This window comes from Nitrospirillum pindoramense (genome assembly GCF_007827955.1).
In the GTDB taxonomy this organism is placed as follows: domain Bacteria; phylum Pseudomonadota; class Alphaproteobacteria; order Azospirillales; family Azospirillaceae; genus Nitrospirillum; species Nitrospirillum amazonense_B.
Genome location: NZ_VITR01000022.1, coordinates 44999 through 56849 on the forward strand (window position 1 = coordinate 44999; position 11851 = coordinate 56849).

Annotated in this window: 8 protein-coding genes and 1 tRNA gene; 6 read left to right on the top strand and 3 right to left on the bottom strand. The window is 68.1% G+C overall.

Annotated features, from left to right (window positions below):
* Nucleotides 1–300: 300 nt before the first annotated feature.
* The 6 genes from FBZ90_RS25720 to FBZ90_RS25745 all read left to right on the top strand — a co-directional run bounded on the left by FBZ90_RS25720 (nucleotide 301) and on the right by FBZ90_RS25745 (nucleotide 9821).
* Nucleotides 301–1527 (top strand): ROK family transcriptional regulator, encoded by a 1227-nt coding sequence (locus tag FBZ90_RS25720; protein ID WP_145736227.1) that lies wholly within the window; start codon nucleotides 301–303, stop codon nucleotides 1525–1527.
* A gap of 148 nt (nucleotides 1528–1675) precedes the next feature.
* A complete protein-coding gene (locus FBZ90_RS25725) occupies nucleotides 1676–2869 on the top strand; it encodes an AGE family epimerase/isomerase (protein ID WP_145736229.1) in 1194 nt (397 codons plus the stop codon).
* Nucleotides 2870–2927: 58 nt separating this feature from the next.
* Nucleotides 2928–4988 (top strand): alpha/beta hydrolase domain-containing protein, encoded by a 2061-nt coding sequence (locus FBZ90_RS25730; protein WP_145736230.1) that lies wholly within the window; start codon nucleotides 2928–2930, stop codon nucleotides 4986–4988.
* Between the two features lie 114 nt (nucleotides 4989–5102).
* Entirely contained in the window at nucleotides 5103–7940 is a 2838-nt protein-coding gene (locus tag FBZ90_RS25735) for a serine/threonine-protein kinase (protein ID WP_145736232.1), read from the top strand.
* 118 nt (nucleotides 7941–8058) lie between these two features.
* Nucleotides 8059–9072, top strand: a complete 1014-nt coding sequence (locus FBZ90_RS25740) for a helix-turn-helix domain-containing protein (RefSeq protein ID WP_186456048.1) — start codon at nucleotides 8059–8061, stop codon at nucleotides 9070–9072.
* Nucleotides 9073–9209: 137 nt separating this feature from the next.
* A complete protein-coding gene (locus tag FBZ90_RS25745) occupies nucleotides 9210–9821 on the top strand; it encodes an ECF-type sigma factor (RefSeq protein WP_145736236.1) in 612 nt (203 codons plus the stop codon).
* A gap of 10 nt (nucleotides 9822–9831) precedes the next feature.
* Here FBZ90_RS25745 and FBZ90_RS25750 read toward each other — a convergent pair whose 3' ends face one another.
* The 3 genes from FBZ90_RS25750 to FBZ90_RS25760 form a co-directional block, all read right to left on the bottom strand.
* Nucleotides 9832–10680 (bottom strand): hypothetical protein, encoded by an 849-nt coding sequence (locus tag FBZ90_RS25750; protein WP_145736238.1) that lies wholly within the window; start codon nucleotides 10678–10680, stop codon nucleotides 9832–9834.
* Between the two features lie 14 nt (nucleotides 10681–10694).
* A complete protein-coding gene (locus FBZ90_RS25755) occupies nucleotides 10695–11408 on the bottom strand; it encodes a SapC family protein (RefSeq protein WP_145736240.1) in 714 nt (237 codons plus the stop codon).
* Between the two features lie 252 nt (nucleotides 11409–11660).
* Nucleotides 11661–11737: transfer RNA gene (locus tag FBZ90_RS25760), tRNA-Met, on the bottom strand.
* Between the last annotated feature and the right edge of the window lie 114 nt (nucleotides 11738–11851).

An 11851-nucleotide genomic window follows, 5' to 3' on the forward strand; every position in this document is an offset into this window, starting at 1 on the left:
CGTCCCGATGGCGTCAAGGCCGATCGGCAATCAGCGCTTTCATCCCCCAGGGGACTATGTCGTAAAGATTAGTGAACGAAGCACGACCTCTGCCATTGAGGGACGCCGAGACAGGAAATTAGGGCTGCGCTGCTGTCCTTTCTTTCCGAAGCGTCCCCGTGGAGTCGCCCTGGCCGCCGGGTGGACGTAGCACCGGTAGAACCTGATGGGGCCGTCATTAAATGTGGGATTGTGTCAGGGCTGGCATTGCCCCACGATCCCCACCATAATCTTCGTTAAATTTAAAAAGGATATATTCGGATGCCCGCCCCCGCGCCCCATCGTTCCGCCGACCTGCACCCGTCGCTGGGCGCCAGCCTGTCGGGCACGAATCTGGAACGCGCGGGCGATCACAACCAGCGCGTCATGCTGCAGGCCATCCGAGTCAGCGGACCCATCACCCGCAGCGAGCTGGCGACCATCACCGGGCTGACGGCCCCGGCCATCGCCAACATCACCAAGCGCCTGCTGAACGACCAATTGATTATGGAAGTCGGGCGCCTGCACGGGGCCCGGGGCCAGCCGGCCATGCGCCTGGCCATCAATCCCGATGGCTGCTACTCCATCGGCGTCAATGTCGACCGCGACCACGTCACGGTGCTGGTGCTGGACCTGCTGGGACAAATCCGCCATCGCGCCACGCTGGACATCGACTTTCCCCTGCCGGATGCCGTGGTCGCCTTCTTCAAGGAGCAGGTGGACGCGCTGCTGTCGGACGGCGCCTTCCCGCGGGAACGCATCGTCGGCATCGGCGTCGCCGTGCCCGACGACCTGGGCCGGGTGAACCTGCCCAACCGGCCCGCCAGTTACGATATCTGGAACACCGTCGACGTGGCGCGGCTGTTTTCCGCCATCCTGCCCCTGCCGGTGTTCCTGGAGAACGACGCGGCGGCAGCGGCGTTGGGCGAACTTCAGTTCGGCCATGGGCTGCACGACCCCAGCTTCTTCTACATCCTGATCAGCCGGGGCCTGGGTGGCGGCATGGTCATCGATGGGCATTATTTCAGGGGCGCGCAGGGCCGCAGCGGCGAGATCGGCTTCCTGCCTGTCTCTTCCCCCCGCACGCCTGCCGCCTCCCTGCAGGAGGCGGTGTCGCTGTCCGCGTTGTTCAGCTTCCTGCAATCCAAGGGCTATCCCTTGAGCCAGCCGGACCAGTTGGCCGGACTGGATGCGGAGGGCCAGGGCCTGGTGGACCAGTGGCTGGACCTGGCGGCTGAGCTGCTGACACCGCCCATCATCGCCGTCAGTTGCCTGGTCAATCCGGAAGCCATCTTCCTGGGCGGCCGCCTGCCCTTGCCGCAGTTGGACCGCCTGGCCCAACTGATCACGGAGCGGCTGCGGGCACACACGGGCACCATTCCGGTGATCGCCCCGGTCTATCGGGCGGCCACGGCTATGGACGCGCCGGCGGTGGGGGCCGCCATCCTGCCCTTCAACGACCGGCTGTTGCCGTCGCGCGCCGCCTTGATGAAGACCGCCGCCGCCTGACCACCGGCAATTAATATTTCAACTTTCATTTTCCCAACCCCACGATATGGTCCGGGTCGAGGACGGGGGTACGGCGGTTCCGCATGCGGGAGCGCGGGGCCTTCGTCCGCGATGCCGTATTGGATTCCCCGGACGAAAGGAACGCCGCATGTCCACCACCCCCTCCGCCGCTTTCCTCGACGCCGCCGCCGTTCGCGGCCAACTGAAGGCCTGGCTGGTGGAGCATGCCTATCCCTTGTGGTGGGAGGTGGGGGCGGACCGGATGCACGGCGGCTTCCATGAGAAACTGGGGCTGGACGGCAAGCCCACCAACGACGCCCGCCGGGCGCGGGTGCAGGCCCGCCAGGTCTATTCCTATTCCGTCGCCGCCCGGTCCGGCTGGAACGGCCCGGTGCGTGAGGCGGCGGAGCATGGCCTGACCTTTTTCCTGAACCATTACCGCCGGCCCGACGGCCTGTTCCGCACCAAGGTGGCACCGGACGGCACCGCCCTGGACGACACCGTGGTGCTGTACGACCAGGCCTTCGCCCTGTTCGCGCTCGCCGCCGCGCAGAGCGCCACGCCGGAGAACCGCACGCCCGAAGAAATGGCCGTGGCCGTGCGCCAGCGCCTGCTGGAGACGCTGCACCATGGCCAAGGCGGGTTCGAGGAAAGCCATCCCCGCACCCTGCCCCTGCTGTCCAACCCGCACATGCACATGCTGGAGGCCTGCCTGGCCTGGATGGAGCAGGGCGGCGATGCCGGCTGGCGCGACCTGGCCGAGGAGATCGTGGGCCTGGCGCTCACCCGCTTCATCGACGACGACATGGGCGGGCTGAAGGAGTTCTTCGACGGTGACTGGCGGCCCCAGGCCGGCACGCCCGGCCGCATCGTCGAGCCGGGGCACCAGTTCGAATGGTCCTGGCTGATGCTGCGCTGGTCCGCCCTGAGCGGCAGCAAGGCGGCGGCGGACGCCGCCTGGCGCATGATCGCCATCGGTGAGGGGCCCGGCGTGGACCCGGCGCGCGGCGTGGCCATGAACGCCCTGCTGGACGACCTGACCCCGCACGACCCCGTCGCCCGCCTGTGGCCGCAGACGGAGCGCATCAAGGCCGCCGTGCTGGCGGCCCTGGCCACCCGCGACGACGCCGACCGCAGCGACAGCTACTGGACCATGGCCGCCAACGGCGGGCGCGGCCTGATGAAATACTTCGACACCCCGGTGAAGGGCCTGTGGCGCGACCGCCTGAACCCGGACGGCACCTTCGTCGAGGAGGCGGCGCCGGCCAGCAGCTTCTACCACATCGTCTGCGCCATCCAGGAACTGGACCGGGCCGTGGATGAGGCCGCCCATCGCGATTGATCAACACCCGGACGCCGCATTAGCCTTGCCGCACACGTCACGAACAGGGCGGTTGGCAATGCGGCGTCTGATTATCCTGATGGGCCTGTTGGCGGTCCAACCCGTCTGGACGGCACCGGCCCAGGCGGCGGTGGAGCGCGTGGAAATCACCGAGCGCACGGCGCTGGCCGATGGAACGGCCTTCGGAGCCGTGGGCCCATACGAGAAGATCCGGGGGACGGCCTGGATCGCGTTGGACCCGGCGCTGCCCGCCAACGCCCGCATCACCGACCTGGCGCTGGCCCCCAAGGACGATCACGGCCGCGTGGTCTTCGCCACGGATTTCATGATGCTGCGACCCGTTAATGCGGGCGGGCGCAACGGCGCGCTGTTTTACGACGTCAACAACCGCGGCGGCATCGCGGCCCTGGGCCAGGTCAACGGCGCCAACCCGCCGCACAACGATCCCACCACCCTGGCCGATACCGGCAACGGCTTCTTCTTCAAGCGCGGCTTCACCCTGCTGTGGTCCGCCTGGACCTGGGATGTCCAGCCGGGCGGGCCGTCGGACAAACCCTTCATCCTGAAGCCCCCGGTGGCCCGGGACACAGGTGGCAAGCCCCTCACCGGCAAGGTCGCCTATGAGTTCATCGTCGACAGGGCGGCCCAGACCGCGCCCTACGTCGGCATGAAGGGCACGCCCTACCCCTTTGCCACCGAGGGCGCCCCCGATGCCACCCTGACGGAACGGAACGCCCCCGACGCGGTGCGCCAACCCATTCCCCGCAGCGCCTGGGCCTTCGTGGAGAACCCGGAGGGTGGACCGCCGGTGGAGGTGCGCCTGGAAGCCGGGTTCCAGACCGGCAAAATCTATGAGCTGGTCGTCCCCTCCCGCGATCCCTACGTGGTGGGTGTGGGTCTGGCCGGCATCCGCGACCTGCTGTCCTTCTTCAAGACCCAGCCCTTCGCCGGGCAACCGCCGCTGGACCGCGCGCTGATCTTCGGCATCTCGCAGTCCGGGCGGGTCATCGACACCATGCTGTACAACGGCTGGAACCGGGATGAGGAGGGCCGACCGGCCTTCGACGGCGCCTACGCCCAGGTGCCCGGGGCCGGCAAGGGCGGGTTCAACCAGCGTTTCGGCCTGGCCACGCGGCATTTCAGCCCGCTGGTGGAACAGATCTATTTTTCCGACGCCTTTCCCTTCACCACCGTCCCCTCGACCGATCCGGTGTTGGGCGCGACAGGGTCGCTGCTGGACGGTGCGCGGGCGGCCGGGCCCCTGCCCAAGATGATCTTCGCCAACACCTCGGCGGAGTATTGGAACCGCTCCGCCTCGCTGCTGCACATCACCCCGGACGGCCAGGCGGACGCCGCCATCGACCCGAACGCCCGCATCTACATGCTGGCGGGGTCACAGCATTACGTCGGCCGCAGCCACGACCGCCACCCCTTCACCGCCTGCGTCAACACCACCAACCATTATCCAGTGGAGCGGGCCCTCGTGGTGGCGCTGGACAACTGGGTGCAGGGTAAGGCCCTGCCGCCGGACAGCGCCGTACCCAAACTCGCGGACGGCACCCTGGTCCCGGCCGAGGCCTACAAGGCCGCCTTTCCCAAGGTACCGGGCCTCACCCCACCCGCCAGCCCGCTGATGCCGCCGCGCCTGGACTTCGGCCCGCGCTACGCCCAGGGCATCGCCGACACCGTGCCGCCGGCGCGGGGCCTTCCCTATCCCACCCGCGTTCCCGCCCCCGATGCCGACGGCAACGACCGGGGCGGCATCCGGCCGGTGGAACTGGAGGTGCCGCTGGGCACCCACACCGGCTGGAACCTGCGGGCGCCGGAAACCGGCTTCGCCACCTACCAGGGCCGCTTTGACGGCTCCTTCGTGCCCTTCGCCCGGACGGAGGCGGAACGGGTTGCCGCGCACGACCCCCGGCCATCGCTGGCGGCGCGCTATCCCACCCGCGCCGACTTCGTGGCCAAGGCTAAGACCGCCATCGCCCGCGCGGTCGCCGCCGGCTGGGTGCTGGCGGAGGAGGCGGATGGCCTGCTGGCGGACCAGGCCGCGCTCTATGACCGCATCCTGGCCCACAGCCCCGACGATAGCGGCTGCGGCTATCTTTTTGGGCATTAAGGGCTGCGGCGTTGGCTTCTGCTGTGCGTTGACCGCATCAGAATAATCCCGAAATCGTAGCGCGCCCGCCGGTGTATGGTATCGATATCAACAGTCCCGGAAGGACAGGGTGCGATGAACGCCAAAGCCGCCTGGCCCCGTATTGAGGCCGCGCTGGACCAGTTGCTGGATGTGCCTACCAGCAACCGGACAGCCGCTTTGTTGCGTCTGGCGGGCGACGACACCACCATGCTGTCCGAATTGCGCCGTCTGCTGGACCAGGCCGCGCGGGACGAAACCTGGCTGGACCGGCCGGCCGCCTATGCGGAGGGCGCGCCGGCCGCCCCGCTCGCCAACCTGGCGCCGGGGCAGCGTGTCGGCGCCTACCGCATCATCGAGGCCATCGGCCGGGGTGGCATGGGCGAGGTCTACCGGGCGGAGCGGGCGGACGGCCATTTCGAGCAGCAGGTGGCGCTGAAGTTGATCCGGCGGGAAGCCGTCGAGCACATGGACCGTTTCCAGGCGGAACGGCAGATCCTGGCCGGGCTGGACCATCCCGCCATCACCCGCATCCTGGACGGCGGCCTGTTCGACGGCCAACCCTACATGGTCATGGAACTGGTGGAGGGGCAGCCTATCACCCTTTGGTGCCGTGACCGGCGGATCGACCTCGATGGCCGCCTGACGCTGTTCCTGGCCGTGTGCGACGCGGTCGCCTATGCCCACCGCAACCTGATCGTCCACCGGGATCTCAAGCCCGGCAACGTGCTGGTGACGCCCCAGGGGCAGGTGAAGCTGCTGGACTTCGGCATCGCCAAGCGCATCGCCACCGGCGATGAGGCCATCGCGGAAACGATGGTGGCCCCGCTCACCCCCGGCTATGCCGCGCCGGAGCAATTGCTGGGCGGCCCCATCAGCACCGCCACCGACGCCTATGCCCTGGGCATGCTGCTCTATGAACTTCTGGCGGGCGCGCGGCCCTGGACGCTGGAGGGCATGCCGCTGGCCCTGGCCGTCCGCGCCGCCTTGCAGGAGGTGCCGCCGCCGCTTTCCCAGTTCGCCGCGCGATCCGATGGCGGCCCGCCGGTGCCGGTGAAGGATCTGACGGGGGATCTGGACGCCATCGTCGCCAAGGCCCTGCGCAAGGAACCGGGGCAGCGGTACCAGACCGTGGACGATTTGGCGCGAGACGTGGAGCGCATGCGCCTGGGCAAGCCGGTGTCCGCCCGCGCCGGCTCCCGCCTTTATGTCGCGGAACGCTTCGTCCGGCGCCACCGCCTGCCCATCGCGGCGGGCGGGCTGCTGCTCCTGGCCATCCTGGGGGGGCTGGGTGGTGTCACCTGGCAGTACCTGCGGGCGCAAAAGGCTATGGCCCGGGCGGAGACCATCAAGGCCTTCGTCGTCAGCCTGTTCGGCGCCACTGACGCCGGTTTTCCCACCGATCGTCGCCGACGCGACGTGCCGGCGGAAAAGCTGGTGGATCTGGGGGCAAGCCGGGTGGAGCGGGAGTTTGCGCAAGACCCCAGCCTGGCCCTGGAGTTGTATGGCATCACCCGTCAGCTTTATCAGTCGCTGGACGACGCCGAAAGCGCCACCCGGATCGCCGCCCACCGAACTGAGCTGGGACGCAAGCTTTACGGCGATGATCATCCCATCGTCATCGACTCTATGTTTGACGAGGCCTGGGGCGCCATCACCGCTTACGACATGGGCAAGGCGCGGCAGGTCATGGCGACCCTGGACGCCGTGCTGCGCACCTCCGGCCGCGACGAGACGGCGTATCGCGCCCAGTGGTGGATGGCGCAGGCGGCCTTGCTGAAAAGCGGCCCCGACAGCCAGTCGGCCCGGCGACAGGCGCTGGACCAGGCGATCGCGCTCTATGAACGGTACGCGCCCGAGGACCCGGACTATATCAGGGCCCTACAGAACGCCGCGATCCTCCGCATGCAGACGGGCGACTACGCCGAGGCGGCCGCGCTGTATCAGAAAGCCCTTGATCACCGGCTGGCAACCGACGACGCGGGCGGCGTCGGAATTGCCCCCGTCCTGGTCAACCAGGCCGTGATTTTCGAGCGCCTGGGGCGCACCGGCGAGGCGGAGAAGAACTACGAGCGGGCAGCCCCGCTGGCGCTGGCGGAAGACGGCATCGGTCCCTCTTACTGGTTCGCCTTGGCCCAGCGCGCGAAGTTGCTGCACAAGCTGGGCCGGCGCGCCGAGGCATTGGCGCTGTACGATACCCTGCTGGCGCAAATCCGCGATAACCCGGCGCCAGATGCGCCGGACATCCGCACCACCGCCGCCCAGGTCCAGCTGCTATACGCCAACAGCCTGACGGCTGAGGGGCGGGCGGGCGAAGCCCTGCCCATCCTGGAACGGCTACGGCCCATCTTTGAAAGCCAGCCCGACGACCCGCGTGACATGCGGCGACTGAGATTGGGGCTGGCGCTGGCCAGCGCCCGGCTGGGACAGCCTGACGCGCACGTCATGCTGTCCCATCTGCTGGCGGAAAACATGGCCAAGGAGCCCAACGGCCAGGACACCCAGGATCTGCGCGGCCAGTGGGGATGGTACCTGCTGTCCCAGGGGAACATGGAGGACGCGGCGCTGGTGTTCGACGACGCCATCCATGATGAGGCGCGACTGCGTCTAACGTCCATCACGCCGACCCTGGCCTGGACCGGACGGGCGCGACTGATGCTCGGCCAAGGAAATGTGGCGGAGGCGAAGGTCGATATCGAACGCGCCCAGGCCGCCTATGACGACCTGCGGGCGGCGCACGATGTCCGCGTCCATACCACCTTGCTGCTGACCCGCAGCGCGGTGCGCCTGGCCGCCGGCGACAGGGCGGGGGCCAGGGACGACGCATCCCAGGCCCTGGCGGATGCCCAACGGACCGACGCGCCGGAAAGCGCCGTCCTGCGGCAGGCGCGCGATGCCCTGGCCGCGGCTGAAAAAATTAGCTCGCCGAATTAATTTCACTGTCCCGTGTCCGGTTTGGACGGGCGCCCGGGTTTTCTCAAGCGGACCACCACCCTGCCGTATGGGGTGCCCATTGAGGAGACCTCGGCGCCACCCGAAAGGAGACCCGGACATGTCGTATCCAGCCCAGCATCCCGACTATCCAGCGGCCGCCTTAAGCCTGCCTCCCGCCATCGCCTTCAAGGATTCCGGGGGCCCTTCCTTCGGTGACAGCGCCCGGCTGCGGGGCCGTGGATCCAGCAGCCAAACGGCGCATCTGGCGCGGCGCTTCCATGTGCCCCCAGCTCCCCGCTTGTCGGTCGATTGCCGCCATGCGGATGCCAGCCTCACGGTGACGCGATTGACCTCGGTCGTGCCAGGCAACCATCCCACTTTGCCGTTTGAGCCGGAGGACACCTTCCTCATCCTGCTGCAACTGGCGCCCCTGGGCAGCCACCGCTCCTGGCAGGGGGATCGGGAGGACATCGTGAGGCCGTACGCCACCGGCGGCGTGTCCATCGTCCATTTGGAACAACGCCCGCGCTGGCTGATCACGTCCGCCTTCGACATGCTGGCCCTCTGTATCCCCCGGGCGGCGCTCAACGAGCTGTCGCGCCGCTATGACGCACGGCTTATCCCGGCCTTGCGCTGCCCCGATGGCAAGGTGGACGAGGACGCGCTGCGCCTGGGCGCCTGTTTGCTGCCGGCCCTCAAGACCGGTGAAAGCGGCGCCTTCTTCGTCGAGCACGTCATCCTGGCGCTCTGTACGCATATCGCGCAACGTTATGGCGGGCTGGAGAGCCAGCCGCGCTCGCGCGGCGGCCTCAGCCCCCGCCAGGAGCGCCTGGCGAAGCAAATGCTGCTGGCCTCGGTGCAGAACGGTCGTTCGCTGCGCGAGATCGCCACGGAGCTGGGGCTGTCATCGGGCTATTTCCTTCAGGCCTTTCGCCAATCGGTGGGGGAGACGCCGCACCGCTGGCTGACGGCCTGCCGGCTGGAGCATGCCAAGCGGCTACTGGCGGACTCCGCCCTGGCATTGGCGGAGATCGCCATCATCTGCGGCTTCAGCGACCAGTCCCACCTGACCCGCGTGTTCACCCAGCACGTCGGCAAGCCGCCGGGGGCATGGCGCCGCGACCTGCGATGAGGCGGATCCCCATCCACGCGGGCGTCCGAATGGGAGAGGGGTGGGTGGCCACCCTGCCTCCGATAGGCGCTTGCGGTGGTCCGGCGGAACTATGCTATCGTATTGATCGATTTGTAGTTCCGCCCCCCTGCCCCTTCATGTCTGACACCATCCAGGATTTGGTCGTCCCCAGCGACGATCCCGAGGTCGTCCGCACGGCCGACGCTTTGCTGCCCCTTTTCTATGAAGACCTGCACCGGCTGGCGCGGCGGGAACGCCGGCGTTTGCCCAGCGACACCCTGCAAACCACCGCCCTTATTCATGAGGCCTATCTGAAGCTGCGGAGCACCGCCGGTTTCAACGACCACAGCCATTTCCTGCGGGCCTCGGCGCTGGCCATGCGCCATGTCCTGGTGAATCGCGCCCGCGACCGACTGGCCGGCAAGCGCGGCGGCGGGGCCGCGGTCCTGCCCCTGGAGGATGAGATGCTGCCCCACAGCTCTTTCCAGAGCGACAGCCGCATCCTCGAGGTGAATGACGCCTTGGGCCAACTGGCCACCCTCAATCTGCGCCTGGCCCGGGTAGTGGAATGCCGCTTCTTCGCCGGCTACAGCGAGGCGGAAACCGCCCAAGCCCTAGGCGTGACCGACCGCACGGTGCGCCGCGACTGGACCAAGGCCCGGGCCTGGCTGCTGCACGCCCTGTCCCTGAACGCCGATGCGAGTGACGCGGAGCCGTTGGCGGTCCATCCCCACCGACTCCCCTCCTGAGAGACCCGCTCTACAGGCGCCGTATGCTCAGCATGTCCAGGACCATGCGGTCGCGCCAAGCCTCATCCCGGGCGGCGCCCCCCTCCCGGGCCCGACGGCAGGCGGCGACGGCCCGGTCGCGCCCAAGCTCCGGCGTGACAGACTGGAGAGTGTCGGGACAGAGGCCGCGCAGTTCGTCCACCAGGTCGGGCGGCGGCGGGGCGGCGGATGCCAGGAAGGCCTCCGGCCCCCGGAAGCCCTCGCGGCGGAACAGGTCAATCATGTAATCGCAGCCCATCTGCAGCCGGGCCGACTGGCCGGGAATGCGGCTGATCATGGGGAAAAGCGGGGCCAGCTCCGGCACCACCAGATTGGGGAAAATCTCCGCCCCCCAGTATTTCCCCGCGATCTCGATGAAATGGTCGACGTCCCGAATGGGCACCAAGCCGCATTCCGCGATCGGCAGGATCTCGACCTTGGGCTTGGTGATGACCACCGTATCGTTGGCGACATCGGCATACAGGCTGCCGATCTGCAAGGCGTTCTGGAAGTAGGTGCCGCGCAAGGCCCCCCAGATGCTGCGGATCCGCCCCCCCTGGCGCTGGAAGGAGGCCAGGGCCTGCTCCACTGGATGGGCCGGCCGACGCAGGCGCCCCGACAGCACGGTCAGGGCGGCGCGGGTGATCTCCTCGCAACGGCCCAGGGGATAGGGCTTGGCCGGGTTGACCGGAAAGGTGGGCTGCAGTTCTTCGTCCACCCGCGCCCGAAGGGCCGCCAGATAGGCCATCAATTGCGGCAGGATGGGCAGCACCATGCGGCCGGTCAGCTTCTCGACGTCCGGCGTCGGTGGCTCGATCTCCTGCGGCAGAAGCCCGCTCATTCCCGTGCCTCCGGTCAACGGCCGGCCCGGTTGATCAGCAAGGCCCAATCGCTGAGAGAGGCCAAGTGGGCGTAGGCGGCCGCCAACCAGCCCTTGTCGCGCCACGCCACCAGACGCTCGGCCGGTAGTTGGTTCAGCTTCCCCGCGTCGATGACACGAAAGCCGGACAGGTGGCGCGGCTCCCCGGACTTCAAGACGATGTCCGCTCGGTTTTCCACCAGCATGTTCTCGTCCCGCAGGGCGGAGATAAAGGCGGCGGTCTCGACATGCGCCGCCTGGTACTGGCGCGCGAAGTTCAGGGCCTGGACGGTGAGGGCCGTCGGCTGGCCGTTGACGAAGAATGGGTTCTCGGTGCCCGCCACGACATTGTCCGCGCCCTCATCGAGGCAGAGCGTGAACTCCGTCCCGGCCTTGTCCTCCATCAGGATGAAGGGATAGCGCCGCACATAACCGGGAAGATAGGCGTCTTCGTCCCAGCGGCCCTGGGCATCGACGAACAGGTTCTCCCCCTCGCGCAGGCCCAGCAACGCGACCGGCGCCCCCGCCTCCCCCGCGAACAGGATAGGGAAGGACTTGGCGGCGGCGAAGAACTCCCCCAGCACCAGGGGGACCGAATGCACACCGGCGGCGAAGCGGTAATCCATGGGCTGGCGCAAGGACAGGACCCCGTCCACGGCGGCCTGCATCGGGCGGGGATGGGTGTAGAACGGGGGAAGCGGGAGGGTCATGGCCAAATACCAACCTGGAGAGCGGATCGCCCGAAGGTGGAATCGCCTTTGAGCGTGAATCCGCTCGCGGGACAGACTCAAGCGATATCCGACTGTGCTTCCAATTGAAGCGCAGCCTTATATCGTCAGCGCGGGCCCCTTAGGAAGGACAAGCGGCGGCGGGTGTCAACCGGCAATTGCACGCGGCACCGGAACGCCCAAGCCAGAACGCCAGAACCCCGCCAGCGAGGTGCTGACGGGGTTCTTGGTATTTGGTTGCGGGGGCAGGATTTGAACCTGCGGCCTTCAGGTTATGAGCCTGACGAGCTACCGGGCTGCTCCACCCCGCGGATGTTGGTGCATGGGGGCGGGGATCATTGCGATGAGGGTCTGGGGAAGCGACGGCTGCTGCGGTTGGCGTGCTGTGCGTCTGATGGACCTGGCGGCGACCTACTCTCCCACGT